We start from the raw sequence: 14,975 nt of genomic DNA on the forward strand, positions 1-14,975 counted from the left end.
GTCGGCGCGGCCGGGGCGCCCCGGGGCGGACGCCCCCGCCCTCACCCCTTGTCGAGGTACTCCTCGCGGTCCTTGTCGAGCAGCGCGTCCAGCACCAGGCGCAGCTCGGGCAGGTGCTCCAGCTCGGGGTCCGCGGCGACGACCTCGACGGCCTCCGCGCGGGCGGCGGCGATGACCTCCTCGTCGTCGATGACGCTGAGGACCCGCAGCGAGGAGCGGACCCCGGACTGGGCCTGGCCGAGGACATCGCCCTCGCGGCGCTCCTCCAGGTCGATCCGGGACAGCTCGAAGCCGTCGAGGGTGGAGGCGACGGCGGAGAGCCGGGCGCGGGCGGGACTCGCCTCGTGGGCCTCGCTGACCAGCAGGCAGAGTCCGGGGGCGGAGCCGCGGCCGACCCGGCCGCGCAGCTGGTGCAGCTGCGAGACGCCGAACCGGTCGGCGTCCATGATCACCATCGCGGTGGCGTTGGGGACGTTGACCCCGACCTCGATGACCGTGGTCGCCACCAGCACGTCGACCTGGCCTGCGGCGAAGCGCCGCATCACGTCGTCCTTCTCTTCGGGGTGCATCCTGCCGTGCAGCACCTCGATGCGCAGCCCCTTCAGCGGCCCCTTGGCAAGCTGCTCCGCGATCTCCAGGACGGCGAGCGGCGGGCGCTTGTCCGCCTCCTCCGCGGCCGCCTTCTTCCCCTTCTTGGCTGCCGTCTCGTTCTCGTCGTCACCGATCCGGGGGCAGACCACGTAGGCCTGGTGCCCGTTCTCCACCTCTTCGCGGACCCGTTCCCAGGCACGGCTGAGGAAGTGCGGCTTGTCCTTGGCGGGGACGACATGGCTGGCGATCGGGGAACGGCCGGCCGGCAGCTGGTCCAGGACGGAGGTCTCCAGGTCACCGAAGACGGTCATGGCGACGGTGCGGGGAATGGGGGTGGCGGTCATGACGAGCAGATGCGGCGACCTCTTTTCCCCCTGGGAGTGCGCCTTGGACCGGAGGGCGTCGCGCTGCTCGACGCCGAAGCGGTGCTGCTCGTCGACGACGACCAGTCCCAGCTCGTGGAACTTCACCTTGTCCTCGATCAGCGCGTGGGTGCCGATGACGATGCCGGCCTCGCCGGTGACCAGGTCAAGGAGCGCCTGGCGGCGGGCGGGCATGCCCATGGAACCGGTGAGCAGGACCACCTTGGTGCCCTGGTCCGCGCCGCCCAGCATGCCGCCCTCGGCCAGCTCGCCCATCATCTCGGTAATGGAGCGGTGGTGCTGCTGGGCGAGGACCTCTGTGGGAGCGAGCATGGCGCCCTGGCCGCCCGCGTCGACGACGGCGAGCATCGCGCGCAGCGCGACCATGGTCTTTCCCGAGCCGACCTCGCCCTGGAGCAGCCGGTGCATCGGGTGCTCAGTCGCCAGATCGTCGAAGATCTCCTTGGAGACCTTGAGCTGGCCGTCGGTGAGGGTGAAGGGGAGCGTGGCGTCGAAGGCGTCGAGCAGCCCGCCGGGGACGGGTCTGCGGGCGACGGCGGGCAGCTGGGTGTCCGCGTACCGGCGGCGGGCCAGCGCGACCTGGAGGACGAAGGCCTCGTCCCACTTGAGCCGGTCCCTGGCCGCCGCGACGTCGGCCTTGGTCTGCGGGCGGTGGATCCTCAGCAGCGCCTCGGGCAGCGCGGTGAAGCCGCGGCCCTCGCGCAGTGCGGGCGGCAGCGGGTCGACGGCCTCCTGGGCGCTGGGCAGCACGGCGTCGACCGCCTTGGCGATCCGCCAGGAGTCGAGCTGCTTGCAAGCCGGGTAGATCGGGAGCAGCTTGCCGGCGAAGGCGTCCACGGCCTCGGTCGCCCCGGCCTCGTCGGTGAGTTCGGCGTCGAGGAGCTGGTAGGTGGGGTGGGCCAGCTGCATCTTGCGGTTGAAGACGGAGACCTTGCCGGCGAACATGGCGCGCCGGCCCGGCAGCAGCTCCTTGTGCGGCTTGTGGACGCCGTGGCCGAAGAAGACCAGCTGGAGCCGTCCGTGGCCGTCGGTGAGGGTCACTTCGAGGCGCTTGCCCCGGCCGCCGTTGAACGTCATCACGCGGGCGTCCGCGACCTGCGCGACGACCGTGACGTGCTCGTCCAGCGGGAGGTCGGTCAGCGCCGTGAGCCGGCCGCGCTCCTCGTACCGCCGCGGGTAGTGGTGCAGCAGATCACCGACCGTGTGCAGGTCGAGGTGTTCGGCCATCACCTTCGCGGTGGCGCCGCCGAGCAGCTTCTTGAGGGGTTCGTCGAACGCAGACACGTAGTCCATTGCACACCACGCCACTGACAGTTGTCCGGCGCGGCCCGGGTTGTGGGTCCGTACGGGGGTGGGGCGCCGGGGTCGTCCGGCGCACTCCCTCTTCTCCTCAGTCGCCGGACGGGCTTGATTCCGCCTGCCCGGTCCGTGGTTTCGCCGGGCCTACTCCACGCCGATCAGGAGCGGGGCGCACTGGTGGCCGCCCCGGTAGACCACCGTGTCCACCGCGAGGTAGCCCTCGCGGACGTGTTCCTCCAGCGTCGCGGCCAGTGCGTCGGGGGCGTCCTCGCCCAGGACCAGGGTGACCAGTTCGCCGCCGGCCGCCAGCATCCGGTCCAGCACGCTGCGGGCCGTCTGCTGGACGTCCTGGCCGATGACGGCGACATCGCCGTCGACGAGGCCCAGGATGTCGCCGGCCTGGCAGATCCCCGCCATGGTCCAGGACTGCCGCTCCGCGACGGCCAGTTCGGCGTACCGGGTGGCTCCGGCCGCCGCGGTCATCGCGACCACGTCCTCGTCGAAGCTGCGGTCGGCCTCGTGGACGGCCAGCGCCGCGATGCCCTGGACCGCGGCCCTGGTGGGGATGAGGGCGACCCGGATACCCTCGGCGCGGGCCTGCTCGGCGGCGGCCGCGGCGGTGTGGCGCAGGTCCGCGTCGTTGGGCAGGAGCACCACCTCGCGGGCGTGGGCGCGGCGGATCGCGTCGACCAGTTCGCCGCTGGCGGGCGGCTCCCCGGGGCGGGCCAGCACCGTCGTCGCCCCGGCCTCCGCGCACAGGCCGCCGAGGCCGTCGCCCGGGACGACCACGACGACGGCGCGCTGGGCGGGCTCGGGGCGGGCGTGCAGCCGGTCCGCGGCGAAGTGGGTGATCCGGATGCGGTACGGGCGTCCGGCCTCGACCCCGGCCTCCACCGCCGCACCGGCGTCGTCGACGTGCACATGGACGTTCCAGAGCCCGTCGCCCCCCACCACGACGAGCGAGTCGCCCAGCGCGTCGAGCCGGGTCCGCAGCCGCCGCACGGCCTCGTCCCCGGCCTCCAGCAGGTAGATGACCTCGAAGGCCGGACCGCCCGGCGGATCGTCCGCCGCGGGGCAGCCGTCGGCGGCGGCGAACGGGACGGGCGCGGCCGGCATCTCGTACGGCCGCTCCGGAGCCCGGCCGGAGACCGCCTCGACCAGCGCTCCGAGGACCGCCACCAGTCCCCGCCCGCCGGCGTCCACGACCCCGGCCCTGCCGAGCACGGCCAGCTGTCCTGGGGTCGCCTCCAGGGCGGTGCGCGCCCCCTCGTACGCCGCCCGCGCCACCGCGCCCGCTCCGGCACCGGCCCCGGTGCGCCCCGCGGCCTCGGCGGCCGCGGTGGCCACCGTCAGGACCGTGCCCTCGACGGGGTGGGCGACAGCCTCGCGCGCCGAGGCCGCGGCCCGGGTCAGCGCGAGGCGCAGCCGGTCCGCCCCGGCCGGGACACCGGGCTCCTCCGCCAGCACCCCGGCCATTCCGCGCAGCAACTGCGCCAGGATCGTTCCGGAGTTGCCCCGTGCGCCGAGCAGCGCCCCGTGCGCCATGGCGCGTACCGCGTCGGCGGTGGAGGGTGCGGAGGTGCCGGTCTCATGGGCGGCGAACACCGCCTCGACGGCCGCCGCCGCGGATTCCGCGGTCAGGTAGAGGTTGGTGCCGGTGTCCCCGTCGGCGACGGGATACACGTTGATCGCGTCGATCGCCTCGCGCTCCCGGCCGAGTGCGTCCAGCGCCAGTGAGCACCAGGTACGCACCGCGACGGCGTCCAGGTCGTCGGCGGTCTGCGGCACCTGTCGGTCCTCCTCGGAACGGGGCCTGGGGCGGCGGGCTGCACCGCAGGGTAGCCCCGGCCGGTGCTCCCCGGCGGGGTCAGGGGCGGGGCGGGCAGCTGTGGATCCCATGGTAGTTTCGTATCTCCGACGCAGCCGTTGTATGCTGCTTCGGTTGCCCGACGAGAGTCGGGACATTCCCCCGGTACCGCCACTTCAGTCATTGAATCCGGCGTGCCGGAATTCACTGTAAGTGCATCTGAAGTTTTGGAGTGACCCGTGGCTGCCAACTGCGACGTTTGCGGCAAGGGGCCGAGCTTCGGCAACAGCATTTCGCACTCGCACCGCCGTACGTCCCGTCGCTGGAATCCCAACATCCAGCGCGTGCGTGCCGTGGTCGGGCGGACGCCGAAGCGGCTCAACGTCTGCACCTCGTGCATCAAGGCCGGCAAGGTCGCGCGCTGACGTTCCCGTCGTAGCGCAGCCTTACCGGTTGCCCAAAAAGCCGGTCCATCTCGGTGGACCGGCTTTTTGCTGTGCCCGTGCGGGCCGGGGAGGGTGTCTTCGGCCCCCTCCCCGGCCCCGTCAGCCGGCGTTCCGCAGCTGCCAGCCGTGGTCGACCGGGCCGATCCCCGCGCCCAGTGCGAAGCCCGCCGCGATCGCCCCGGTCACGTAGGACTTGGCGGCCCGTACCGCCGTGGGCACGTCCTGGCCCCTGGCCAGTCCGCAGGCGATCGCGGAGGCGAGGGTGCAGCCCGTGCCGTGCGTGTGGCGGTTGTCGTGGCGGGGGGCGCGGAGCCAGTGTTCCTCGGAGCCGTCGGTCAGCAGGTCCACCGGATCGCCCGGCAGATGCCCGCCCTTGATCACCACCCAGCGGGGTCCGAAGCCGAGCAGTCCGGCCGCGGCCCGTCGCATCCCGGCCTCGTCGGTGACCCTCACGCCGGTGATCTGCGCCACCTCGTCGAGATTCGGAGTGGCCACGGTCGCGACGGGCAGCAGCTTCGTGCGCACCGAGTCCAGTGCCTCCGCGGCGAGCAGCGGGTCGCCGTGCTTGGAGACGCCCACCGGGTCCACGACGGCCGGGGCGTCCGTCCCGGCGATCAGCGCGGCGACGGTCTCGACGAGGGCGGCGGAGGAGAGCATGCCGGTCTTGACGGCGTTCACCCCGATGTCGTCGACGACGCTGCGGTACTGGGCGCGGACGGCTTCCGGGGGCAGTTCCCAGGCGCCCTGCACACCCAGCGAGTTCTGCGCGGTGACGGCGGTCAGCACGCTCATGCCGTGCGTGCCGAGCGCCAGCATCGTCTTCAGGTCCGCCTGGATGCCGGCACCGCCGCCGGAGTCGGATCCGGCGACGGTGAGCACACGGGGAGGTACGGCGGGAGATATGGGCATGGCCCGCAATCTACTGGGCGTCCTCGATGTCCCCGAAGTGGTCCCAGCCGTTCTTGCTGGTCCAGGGGGCTCCGTCGACGGTCACCTGGGGCAGTGCCGAGGGGTTAAGGACCTCGCCGATCACCTTCCAGCGGGCCGGCAGCTTCACGTCGGGCGGGAACGTCGCGACGATCGCGTGGTCCTCTCCCCCGGTGAGCACCCACTGGAGGGGGTCCACGCCGACGGCCTGCCCGATGTCGGACATCTGGGACGGGATGTCGATCCGGCCCGAACGCAGGTCGATGCGGACCTTGCTCGCCTCCGCGATGTGCCCGAGGTCGGCGACGAGTCCGTCGCTGACGTCGGTCATCGCGGTGGCACCGAGCCCGGCGGCCGCGGGGCCCGCGTGGTACGGCGGTTCGGGCCTCCGGTGGGCCTCGACGAAGGCGCGAGGCGAGCGGAAGCCGCGGGAGAGCACGGCGTACCCGGCGGCGGACCAGCCGAGCCAGCCGGTGACGGCGACGACGTCACCGGGCTGGGCGCCCGCCCTGGTGACGGGTTCGTGGTTGCGCAGATCACCGAGCGCGGTGATCGCGACGGTGATGGTGTCGCCGCGCACCACATCGCCGCCGACGACGGCCGCCCCGGCGACCTGGCACTCGTCGCGGATGCCGTCCATGAGCTCCCCGGCCCAGGTCACGGGGAGTTCGGCGGGGACGACGAGGCCGAGGAGCAGCGCGGTGGGCACGGCGCCCATGGCGGCGATGTCGGCGAGGTTCTGCGCGGCGGCCTTGCGGCCGACGTCGTACGCCGTCGACCAGTCGCGCCGGAAGTGCCGTCCCTCCAGCAGGATGTCGGTACTGGCCACGACCCTGCGGTCGGGAGCGGTCACGACCGCGGCGTCGTCGCCGGGGCCCAGCCGTACCGCCGGAGTGGTGGTGAGCCGGGACGTCAGCTCTCTGATGAGCCCGAACTCCCCCAACTCGCCCACGGTTCCCTTCACCGAGTGTCACCCCTCATCTGTCGCGCCGGACGGGCGTCCGGCCTGTTTCGGCGGCCTGCGGGCGCCCGGACCGCGGACCGGCCCCGGGGGCGGTCCGTCCTGGTCGTCACGGGCACGCGGGTCCCCCGTCCGCACCGCTGGACTTGCGGTCGCGGGCCGTCACTGCTGTCGGTACTGTCAAGAGATACGTCAACTTGTGTGTTCTGTACGCCACGCTGTGGGCGTCATCCGGACCGCAGGTCTCCCCGCGGCCCGGGGCGACGCGATACCGTGGCGTCCCTTTCCCCCACATGATCCTCGTGGCCGCCCTGGAGGTTCCGTGGTACAGGCGTACATCCTTATTCAGACCGAGGTGGGCAAGGCGTCGACAGTCGCCCAGACCATCGCCAGAATCCCGGGAGTGATCCAGGCAGAGGACGTCACCGGTCCCTACGATGTGATCGTGCGTGCACAGGCCGACACGGTCGATGAGCTGGGGCGCATGGTGGTCGCCAAGGTCCAGCAGGTGGACGGCATCACCAGAACCCTGACCTGCCCGGTCGTGCACCTGTAACCCCCGTCTAGGCTGGGCCGGTGACGTCTACCCGCCGCCGGCTTTCCCGTCCCGTGATCCTCGGTCCGTCCGCTGCCCTGGTGCTCATGGCCGCGGCGGGCTGCTCCTCCGGAGATGCCTCGGCGTCGGTCACGGTTCCCACCCCGTCGCCGGAAGCCGCAGCCTACTGCCGTGCGTTGCACAAGGAGCTGCCGAGTGCCGTCGCCGGTCAGGAGCGCAGTGACCCGGGGTCCGGCTCGGACCTGACCGCCGGGTGGGGGGACGGGGAGATCGTACTGCGCTGCGGTGTCCCACGCCCGGCGAAGATGGATGACGCCCAGTCGAAGGCGATCGACGCGAGCGGCGTCAACTGGATGCTGGAGCAGCTGGACGACGGCCGGCCCCGGTTCACGACCACGCTCCGCAAGGCGTACGTCGAGGTGACGTTGTCGGCGGCGTACGCGCATGACGCGAGTCCGCTGGCGGCCTTCGCCCCGGCGGTCAGGAAGACCGTCCCCGACAGCCTGTAGGGCGTGCGCCCCGGTGCGGAGCGCACGCCCTCGGCCGCGCGGTCGAGGTCTCAGCGCAGTCCGGTCGGCCGGTTCAGCGCCGCCTGGATGAGCCGGTCCACCAGCTGCGGGTAACCGACGCCGCTCTCCTGCCACATGCGCGGGTACATGGAGATCGGGGTGAAGCCCGGCAGGGTGTTGATCTCGTTGATGACGAAGCCGCCGTCCTCCGTGAGGAAGAAGTCGGCGCGCACCAGCCCCTCGCAGGACGCCGCCTCGAAGGCCTCGACGGCGAGCCGCTGGACCTCCGCGGTCTGGTCCTCGGTGAGCGGGGCCGGCACGATGCCGGGCGCCGCGTCGATGTACTTGGCCTCGAAGTCGTAGAAGTCGTGCGCGGTGACCGGGGGGATCTCGGCCGGTGCGCTGGCGCGCGGCCCGTCCTCGAACTCCAGCACCCCGCACTCGATCTCGCGGCCGCGCAGCAACGATTCGACGAGGAACTTGGGGTCGTGGCGGCGGGCCTCCTCGATCGCCTCGTCGAGGCCGGAGGCGTCCTCGACCTTGGTGATGCCGATCGAGGAGCCGGCCCTGGCCGGCTTCACGAAGAGCGGCCAGCCGTGGTCACCGGCGAACTCCACGATGCGCTTGCGGGCGGCCTGCGGGTCCTGGTCCCACTCACGGGGGCGTACGACGACGTACGGGCCGACGGGCAGCCCGAAGGAGGTGAAGACCCGCTTCATGTACTCCTTGTCCTGGCCGACCGCGGAGGCGAGGACGCCGGCGCCGACGTACGGCACCCCGGAGAGTTCCAGGAGGCCCTGGAGCGTGCCGTCCTCACCGTAGGGGCCGTGCAGAACGGGGAAGACGACGTCGACCTCGCCGAGCACCTTGGGGACCGCGCCGGGCTCGCTGTAGACCACTTCGCGGCTGCCGGGATCGACGGAGAGCACGACCGCGCCCTCGTCGGACTCGGCGAGCTGGCCCACGTCCGGCATCTTCCGGTCCGTGATGGCCATGCGTTCGGGGTCGTCGGCGGTGAGCGCCCAGCGGCCGTCCGTCGTGATGCCGATCGGCAGGACGTCGTACTTCGTCCGGTCGATGGCGTTCAGGACGGCACCGGCCGTGACCACCGAAATGCCGTGTTCGGAGCTGCGGCCGCCGAACACGACGGCCACACGCGGCTTGCGGAGCTGCTGCTCCGTGCTCTGGGGGAGGTTCTCGCTGCTCATATCGCGATGAGCGTACCTGCTGGTACGGGTCGAGTCAGCGCCGCCGGTGCCGCCCGGCGGGTGAACCCGGCGCCGGGGAGGGGCGCCGGCCTCAGTGCCGCTCGGCCTTGGCGCTGCGCGACATGAGCTCCTTGAGGGCGACCATCGGGGGCTTTCCCTCGTGGACGATGCCGACGACCGTCTCGGTCAGCGGCATCTCCACACCGTGCCTGCGCGCCAGATCGAGCACCGATTCGCAGGACTTGACGCCCTCCGCGGTCTGCTTGGTGACGGCGATGGTTTCCTGAAGGGTCATGCCCCGGCCGAGGTTGGTGCCGAAGGTGTGGTTGCGCGAGAGCGGCGAGGAGCAGGTCGCCACCAGGTCGCCGAGGCCGGCCAGTCCGGAGAAGGTCAGCGGGTCGGCGCCCATCGCGTGGCCGAGCCGGGTGGTCTCGGCCAGGCCGCGGGTGATGAGGGAGCCCTTGGCGTTGTCCCCCAGTCCCATGCCGTCCGCGATGCCGACGGCCAGCCCGATGACGTTCTTGACGGCGCCGCCGAGTTCGCAGCCGACCACGTCGGTGTTGGTGTAGGGGCGGAAGTAGGGAGTGTGGCAGGCGGCCTGGAGGCGGCGGGCCACCGATTCGTCCTGACAGGCGACGACGGCCGCGGCGGGGCGGCGTTCCGCGATCTCCTTGGCGAGGTTGGGCCCGGTGACGACGGCGATGCGGTCCGCGCCGACGCCGGTGACGTCCTCGATGACCTCGCTCATCAGCTTCGCGGTGCCGAGTTCGACGCCCTTCATCATGGAGACCAGTACCGTCTTGGACTCCAGGTGCGGGGCCCAGGCCGCGAGGTTGGCGCGCAGCGTCTGGGAGGGCACGACGAGCACCGCGAAGTCGGCGCCGCGCAGCGCCTCCGCCGCGTCCGTGGTGGCCCGGACCGATGCGGGGAGTTCGATGCCCGGCAGGTAGTCGGGGTTGGTACGGGTCGTGTTGACGGCCTCGGCGACCTCGGCACGGCGTCCCCAGAGGGTGACCTCGCAGCCTGCGTCGGCCAGGACCACGCCGAAGGCCGTACCCCATGAGCCGGTTCCGAAGACGGCTGCTTTTACGGGGTGGGTCACTTGGGTCCCTCTCGTTCGGCCTTGCGCCGCTGTTCCGCGCGGGCCTTTCGGTGGTCGTAGAGCTCTGCGGGGGCCGGCAGCCCGCGTACGTCCGCCAGCTGCTCGGTGATCGCGAGCATGATGACCTCGGTCGCCTCGCGCAGGACGTCGGGCGTCGGCTCCTTGTCGTAGAAGCGGGAGAGGTCGACCGGCGGACCGGCCTGGACCTGGAGCGTCTTGCGGGGGAAGAGCCGCAGCTTCTTGTCCGTGGCGTAGGGCGGCATCGCCAGGTTGGCGCCCCACTGGGCGACGGGGATGACCGGGGCCCTGGTCATCAACGCGACGCGGGCAGCGCCGGTCTTGCCGCCCATCGGCCACATCTCGGGGTCGCGGGTGAGGGTGCCCTCCGGGTAGAAGGCGACGCACTCACCGCGCTCGATGGCGGCGACGGCGGCCCGGAAGGCGTCCAGCGCGTTGGTGGTCTCGCGGTACACGGGAATCTGGCCGGTGCCCCGCAGCATCATCCCGACGAAGGGGGTCTTGAAGAGCCCCGCCTTCGCGAGGAGCCTCGGCACCCGGCCGGTGTTGTACTGGAAGTGCCCGTACGAAAGCGGGTCGAGATACGAGTTGTGATTGACCGCAGTTATAAAGCCGCCATCGGCCGGAATATGTTCCATCCCTCGCCAGTCGCGCTTGAACAGAACCACCAGCGGCGGTTTTGCGATGACCGCTGCCAAGCGGTACCAGAAGCCGATTCTGCGGCGGGACACCCGGACACCCTTCTCTACGGACCTGGCTGTGGAGCACTACTGACTGACTACCGACGGTCAAGTCTCGCCCCAGGCCCCTGCTCTGTCGAGAACACCGTACGCCTCACCTTCGGGACCGACCCTCCAGGCTGTCGCACCGGCAGGCGAGAATAGGCGGTGATGCGCATCGAGGGGGAGACCGCCACGAACACCGACCCGACCGGCCGCTGGTCCCTGGTCGTCCCGTTGAAGCCGCTGGCGCGGGCCAAGAGCAGGCTGATGCCCGCGTCCGGCGCCCTGTTGCGGCCCCGGCTGGCCCTGGCCTTCGCCCAGGACACCGTGTACGCCGCGCTGGCCTGCCCGGCCGTCGCGGATGTGGTGGTAGTCACGGACGACGCGACGGCGGGCACCGCGCTGGCGGCCCTCGGTGCCCGCGTCGTGGCCGACTCCCCCGCCGCCGGGCTCAACGCGGCCCTCGCGCACGGTGAGCGTGCGGTGCGCGCGGCCCGGCCCGGAGCGGCGGTCGCCGTGCTCAACGCGGACCTGCCCGCACTTCGCCACCCGGAATTGGCCCGGGTGCTCGATTTTTCGGCCGCTTTTCCGCGCGCATTTGTGACCGATGCGGCGGGAATCGGAACAACATTTCTGTCCGCTGGGCCAGGAGTGGAATTGCGCCCCGATTTCGGCGGTCGGTCCCGGGACCGGCACCTCGCGTCGGGAGCCGCGGAAATCACGCTCTCCGGCATCGATTCGGTGCGCCAGGACGTGGACACCGGCGACGATCTGCGGGCGGCGCTCGTCCTGGGGGTCGGCCCCCACACGGCGGGGCGCTGGGCCGCCGGGGTCCCCTCGATGGACCGCTAGGCTGCCGTTCATGCAGGCGACCTCGTACACGTACGACCCCGAGACCCGCACCGGCAGTGTGCTGCTCGACGACGGCACCCCGGTGGATTTCGACGCCCAGGCCTTCGACGCCGGCGGCCTGCGGCTGCTGCGGCCGGGCCAGCGGGTACGGATCGAGGGCCGGGGTGAGGGGGCCGGGCTGCGGATCACGCTGGTGACGCTGCAGACCTTCTGAGCCCGCCGCCATGCCCTGAACAGCCCGCGGGCCGGGCTCCCCGAGGGGAGCCCGGCCCGGCGCGTGTGAGGAGCCCTGTGCTGCTGGGTCTCACTTCTTCCGTGCGGTGGCCTTCTTGGCCGTGGTCTTGCGCGCGGTGGTCTTCTTCGCGGGCGCCTTCTTCGCCGTGGTCTTCTTGGCGGGCGCGGTCTTGCTGGCGACGGCCTTCTTGGCGGTCGTCGTCTTCTTCGCCGCCGCGGGGGTCGCCTTCTTCGCGGCCGCCGTGGTCTTCTTCGCCGCCGCGGACGTCTTCTTCGCGGTCGCCTTCTTGGCGGTGGCGGTGGCGGGGGCGGTGGTCTTCTTCGCCGCCGCCACGGTCTTCTTGGCGGTGGCCTTCTTCGCCACGGCCTTCTTCGCGGTGGCCTTCTTGGCGGCCGCCTTGGCCGTCGTACGGGTGGAAGAACCGCCCGAGAGGCTGCCCTTGGGCGCCTTCTTCACCGCCACATCGTTCTTGGGGAGCTTCTTCGAGCCGCTCACCAGGTCCTTGAAGCCCTGTCCCGCACGGAAACGGGGCACGGACGTCTTCTTGACCCGCACCCGCTCACCCGTCTGCGGGTTGCGGGCGTAGCGGGCCGGGCGGTCGACCTTCTCGAACGAGCCGAAGCCGGTGACCGAAACACGGTCACCTGCGACGACCGCACGAACGATCGCGTCGAGCACCGCATCGACGGCGTCCGCGGCCTGCTGTCGGCCGCCGACCTTGTCGGCAATCGCTTCTACGAGCTGCGCCTTGTTCACGTCTTCCCCTTCGGAGACATAGCCAGAACGAAAGTGTTCAAGCTTTTTCGCACGTTAGGCAGATATATACCGCAAATCAAACACGAAACGGGCTAATCACCCTAGTGCCGCAACGAAGTCGACCGCTGCGCAGTTCCGCAGAGTCAGTCACCTTCGGGGAATCGGCCCTCATCGAGGTCCTTCATCAACCGGTCCAGACGCCTTGCCGCATCCGGTAGATCGTGCTTCGCCGCGGCCGTGACGACCAGCAGCTTCCGGGACAGCGCCATCCGTACGCTCTCCGGGACTTGCAGTGCACGCACTCGCGAGTGCGCTTCCTTCAATTGGTCGGCGACTTGGCCGTAAAGCTTGAGTTGGCTGTCGCGTTCCATGCACCGATTGTGCCATCTGGGGCGAGTTGTCGCCCGACGGGGTCTCAACAAGCGACTGCGCCCCCTACCAGAAGGCAGGGGGCGCAGTACTGGAAAGGCGCTGCTCAGGCGTGAATTGTACGTGGCTTGTGGGCGGGCCTGGCCGCCTCGTAGGCCGCGATGTCCGGTTCGTTCTGCAGGGTGAGGCTGATGTCGTCCAGCCCGTTCAGCAGCCGCCAGCGGGCGTTCTCGTCGAGCTCGAAGTCGGCCGTGATGCCCTCGGCGAGCACCTGGCGCTTCTCCAGGTCGACCGTGATCTCCGCGGTCGGGTCGGCCTCGGTCAGCTCCCACAGGGCGTCGACGACCTGCTGGTCCAGGACCACGGTCAGCAGCCCGTTCTTCAGCGAGTTGCCTCGGAAGATGTCGGCGAACCGGGAGGAGACGACCGCCTTGAAGCCGAAGTTCTGCAGGGCCCAGACGGCGTGCTCACGGGACGAGCCGGTGCCGAAGTCGGGGCCGGCCACCAGGACCGAGGCACCCTTGCGCTCCGGGCGGTTGAGGACGAAGTTCTCGTCCTTGCGCCAGGCCTCGAAGAGCCCGTCCTCGAAGCCGTCCCGGGTGACCTTTTTCAGCCAGTGGGCGGGGATGATCTGGTCGGTGTCGACGTTGCTGCGGCGCAGCGGGACGGCCCGGCCGGTGTGTGCGGTGAAAGCTTCCATGATTCTCAGACTCCGGCGGGCGTACGGGCGTCGGACAGGTCGGCCGGCGAGGCCAGATGGCCCAGCACGGCGGTGGCGGCGGCGACCTGCGGGGAGACCAGGTGGGTGCGGCCGCCCTTGCCCTGCCGGCCCTCGAAGTTGCGGTTCGAGGTGGAGGCGGAGCGCTCGCCGGGCGCCAGCTGGTCGGGGTTCATACCGAGGCACATCGAGCAACCCGCGTGCCGCCATTCGGCGCCGGCGGCCTTGAAGACCTTGTCCAGGCCCTCCTCGACGGCCTGCAGGGCGACCCGCACGGAACCCGGGACGACCAGCATCCGTACCCCGTCGGCGACCTGGCGGCCGTCCATGACGGCGGCGGCGTTGCGCAGGTCCTCGATCCGGCCGTTGGTGCAGGAACCTACGAAGACGGTGTCCACGTTGATCTCGCGCAGCGGCTGCCCGGCGGTCAACCCCATGTACTCCAGGGCCTTTTCCGCGGCGTTGCGCTCCGAGGCGTCCTCGTACGAGGCGGGGTCGGGGACGCTGGCCGACAGCGGTGCGCCCTGGCCGGGGTTGGTGCCCCAGGTGACGAACGGCGCCAGTTCGGCGGCCTCGATGACGACCTCGGCGTCGAAGACCGCGTCGTCGTCGGTGCGCAGCGTCTCCCAGTACGCCACCGCGGCGTCCCAGTCCTCGCCCTGCGGGGCGTGGTCGCGGCCCCGGAGGTAGTCGAAGGTGGTCTCGTCGGGGGCGATCATGCCCGCCCGCGCTCCGGCCTCGATCGACATGTTGCAGATGGTCATCCGGGCCTCCATCGAGAGCTTCTCGATGGCGGAGCCGCGGTATTCGAGGATGTAGCCCTGGCCGCCGCCGGTGCCGATCCGGGCGATGATCGCGAGGATCAGGTCCTTGGCGGTGACGCTGTCGGGCAGTTCGCCCTCGACGGTGATCGCCATCGTCTTCGGGCGGGCCAGCGGCAGCGTCTGGGTGGCCAGTACGTGCTCGACCTGGCTGGTGCCGATGCCGAACGCCAGCGCGCCGAACGCGCCGTGCGTGGAGGTGTGGGAGTCGCCACAGACGACCGTGGTGCCGGGCTGGGTCAGTCCCAGCTGCGGGCCGACCACGTGCACGACGCCCTGCTCCACGTCGCCCAGCGGGTGCAGCCGGACGCCGAAGTCCGCGCAGTTCTTGCGCAGGGTCTCCAGCTGGGCGCGGGAGACCGGGTCCGCGATCGGCTTGTCGATGTCGAGGGTGGGGGTGTTGTGGTCCTCGGTGGCGATGGTGAGGTCGAGGCGCCGCACCGGGCGTCCGGCCTGCCGCAGACCGTCGAAGGCCTGCGGGCTGGTCACCTCGTGCAGCAGGTGCAGATCGATGAAGAGGAGGTCGGGCTCGCCTTCGGCGCGCCGGACGACGTGGTCGTCCCAAACCTTCTCCGCGAGTGTCCTACCCATCGCTTTCCCTCCGGCCGGCGTCGTCGCCGGCCCAACTAGAGATTCGGTGCGCCCCCGTCCGGACCCCCGTGCGGGGCGGTGGCTACGGGCCGTTGTGGGGCCGC

Annotated in this window: 16 protein-coding genes; 5 read left to right on the plus strand and 11 right to left on the minus strand. The window is 71.3% G+C overall.

Annotated elements, in window-relative coordinates; all coding sequences use genetic code 11:
* Nucleotides 1-41: 41 nt before the first annotated feature.
* Both recG and ACIP89_RS30190 read right to left on the minus strand, forming a co-directional pair.
* Nucleotides 42-2,267 carry an ATP-dependent DNA helicase RecG gene (recG, locus tag ACIP89_RS30185; protein ID WP_402117673.1) on the minus strand — a complete coding sequence of 742 codons (2,226 nt, stop codon included), beginning with the start codon at nt 2,265-2,267 and terminating at the stop codon, nt 42-44.
* A 150-nt stretch (nt 2,268-2,417) separates the two neighbouring features.
* Nucleotides 2,418-4,061 carry a DAK2 domain-containing protein gene (locus ACIP89_RS30190; protein ID WP_402117674.1) on the minus strand — a complete coding sequence of 548 codons (1,644 nt, stop codon included), beginning with the start codon at nt 4,059-4,061 and terminating at the stop codon, nt 2,418-2,420.
* Between the two features lie 258 nt (nt 4,062-4,319).
* Here ACIP89_RS30190 and rpmB point away from each other — a divergent pair, with 258 nt between their 5' ends.
* Nucleotides 4,320-4,505, plus strand: coding sequence for a 50S ribosomal protein L28 (rpmB, locus tag ACIP89_RS30195; RefSeq protein WP_003965989.1), 186 nt, complete (start codon nt 4,320-4,322; stop codon nt 4,503-4,505).
* 120 nt (nt 4,506-4,625) lie between these two features.
* Here rpmB and thiD read toward each other — a convergent pair whose 3' ends face one another.
* Nucleotides 4,626-5,435 (minus strand): bifunctional hydroxymethylpyrimidine kinase/phosphomethylpyrimidine kinase, encoded by an 810-nt coding sequence (gene thiD, locus ACIP89_RS30200; protein WP_401932100.1) that lies wholly within the window; start codon nt 5,433-5,435, stop codon nt 4,626-4,628.
* A 10-nt stretch (nt 5,436-5,445) separates the two neighbouring features.
* Nucleotides 5,446-6,417, minus strand: a complete 972-nt coding sequence (locus tag ACIP89_RS30205; protein ID WP_073738743.1) for a thiamine-phosphate kinase — start codon at nt 6,415-6,417, stop codon at nt 5,446-5,448.
* 319 nt (nt 6,418-6,736) lie between these two features.
* On the opposite strand from ACIP89_RS30205, the gene ACIP89_RS30210 reads away from it, so the two are divergent.
* Nucleotides 6,737-6,970, plus strand: coding sequence for an Lrp/AsnC family transcriptional regulator (locus ACIP89_RS30210; protein ID WP_401932096.1), 234 nt, complete (start codon nt 6,737-6,739; stop codon nt 6,968-6,970).
* Between the two features lie 20 nt (nt 6,971-6,990).
* Entirely contained in the window at nt 6,991-7,479 is a 489-nt protein-coding gene (locus ACIP89_RS30215) for a DUF3515 domain-containing protein (protein ID WP_401932375.1), read from the plus strand.
* 50 nt (nt 7,480-7,529) lie between these two features.
* Here ACIP89_RS30215 and ACIP89_RS30220 read toward each other — a convergent pair whose 3' ends face one another.
* From ACIP89_RS30220 to ACIP89_RS30230, 3 genes are all read right to left on the minus strand, one after another.
* Nucleotides 7,530-8,687: a D-alanine--D-alanine ligase family protein gene (locus tag ACIP89_RS30220; RefSeq protein WP_402117676.1), complete on the minus strand. Its 1,158-nt coding sequence runs from the start codon at nt 8,685-8,687 to the stop codon at nt 7,530-7,532.
* A gap of 91 nt (nt 8,688-8,778) precedes the next feature.
* Nucleotides 8,779-9,789 carry an NAD(P)H-dependent glycerol-3-phosphate dehydrogenase gene (locus tag ACIP89_RS30225; RefSeq protein WP_401932088.1) on the minus strand — a complete coding sequence of 337 codons (1,011 nt, stop codon included), beginning with the start codon at nt 9,787-9,789 and terminating at the stop codon, nt 8,779-8,781.
* Complete coding sequence (locus tag ACIP89_RS30230; RefSeq protein WP_401932085.1) at nt 9,786-10,538, minus strand: lysophospholipid acyltransferase family protein; 753 nt, start codon at nt 10,536-10,538, stop codon at nt 9,786-9,788. The genes ACIP89_RS30225 and ACIP89_RS30230 overlap by 4 nt, the downstream gene beginning before the upstream one ends.
* Nucleotides 10,539-10,697: 159 nt before the next feature.
* Here ACIP89_RS30230 and cofC point away from each other — a divergent pair, with 159 nt between their 5' ends.
* Both cofC and ACIP89_RS30240 read left to right on the plus strand, forming a co-directional pair.
* Nucleotides 10,698-11,381: a 2-phospho-L-lactate guanylyltransferase gene (gene cofC, locus ACIP89_RS30235; protein WP_401932082.1), complete on the plus strand. Its 684-nt coding sequence runs from the start codon at nt 10,698-10,700 to the stop codon at nt 11,379-11,381.
* 10 nt (nt 11,382-11,391) lie between these two features.
* Nucleotides 11,392-11,595, plus strand: coding sequence for a hypothetical protein (locus ACIP89_RS30240; protein WP_024490262.1), 204 nt, complete (start codon nt 11,392-11,394; stop codon nt 11,593-11,595).
* A 90-nt stretch (nt 11,596-11,685) separates the two neighbouring features.
* Here ACIP89_RS30240 and ACIP89_RS30245 read toward each other — a convergent pair whose 3' ends face one another.
* The 4 genes from ACIP89_RS30245 to leuC all read right to left on the minus strand — a co-directional run bounded on the left by ACIP89_RS30245 (nt 11,686) and on the right by leuC (nt 14,871).
* Entirely contained in the window at nt 11,686-12,372 is a 687-nt protein-coding gene (locus ACIP89_RS30245) for an HU family DNA-binding protein (protein ID WP_402117677.1), read from the minus strand.
* Between the two features lie 143 nt (nt 12,373-12,515).
* The gene (locus ACIP89_RS30250) at nt 12,516-12,743 is read right to left on the minus strand and encodes a hypothetical protein (RefSeq protein WP_024490260.1); all 228 of its coding nucleotides are present in this window, start codon (nt 12,741-12,743) and stop codon (nt 12,516-12,518) included.
* Nucleotides 12,744-12,847: 104 nt separating this feature from the next.
* Nucleotides 12,848-13,441, minus strand: coding sequence for a 3-isopropylmalate dehydratase small subunit (leuD, locus tag ACIP89_RS30255; RefSeq protein ID WP_401932364.1), 594 nt, complete (start codon nt 13,439-13,441; stop codon nt 12,848-12,850).
* Between the two features lie 5 nt (nt 13,442-13,446).
* A complete protein-coding gene (gene leuC, locus ACIP89_RS30260; protein ID WP_401932073.1) occupies nt 13,447-14,871 on the minus strand; it encodes a 3-isopropylmalate dehydratase large subunit in 1,425 nt (474 codons plus the stop codon).
* Nucleotides 14,872-14,975 lie beyond the last annotated feature (104 nt).

It is taken from the genome of Streptomyces sp. NPDC088730, assembly GCF_044751215.1.
Taxonomy (GTDB): domain Bacteria; phylum Actinomycetota; class Actinomycetes; order Streptomycetales; family Streptomycetaceae; genus Streptomyces.

What these genes read in the sequence shown, in the direction of transcription:
- leuC (WP_401932073.1), bottom strand. Translation starts at nt 14,871, where the DNA reads ATGGGTAGGACACTCGCGGAGAAGGTTTGGGACGACCACGTCGTCCGG.
- leuD (WP_401932364.1), bottom strand. Translation starts at nt 13,441, where the DNA reads ATGGAAGCTTTCACCGCACACACCGGCCGGGCCGTCCCGCTGCGCCGC.
- thiD (WP_401932100.1), bottom strand. Translation starts at nt 5,435, where the DNA reads ATGCCCATATCTCCCGCCGTACCTCCCCGTGTGCTCACCGTCGCCGGA.
- cofC (WP_401932082.1), top strand. Translation starts at nt 10,698, where the DNA reads ATGCGCATCGAGGGGGAGACCGCCACGAACACCGACCCGACCGGCCGC.
- ACIP89_RS30220 (WP_402117676.1), bottom strand. Translation starts at nt 8,687, where the DNA reads ATGAGCAGCGAGAACCTCCCCCAGAGCACGGAGCAGCAGCTCCGCAAG.
- recG (WP_402117673.1), bottom strand. Translation starts at nt 2,267, where the DNA reads ATGGACTACGTGTCTGCGTTCGACGAACCCCTCAAGAAGCTGCTCGGC.
- ACIP89_RS30240 (WP_024490262.1), top strand. Translation starts at nt 11,392, where the DNA reads ATGCAGGCGACCTCGTACACGTACGACCCCGAGACCCGCACCGGCAGT.
- ACIP89_RS30250 (WP_024490260.1), bottom strand. Translation starts at nt 12,743, where the DNA reads ATGGAACGCGACAGCCAACTCAAGCTTTACGGCCAAGTCGCCGACCAA.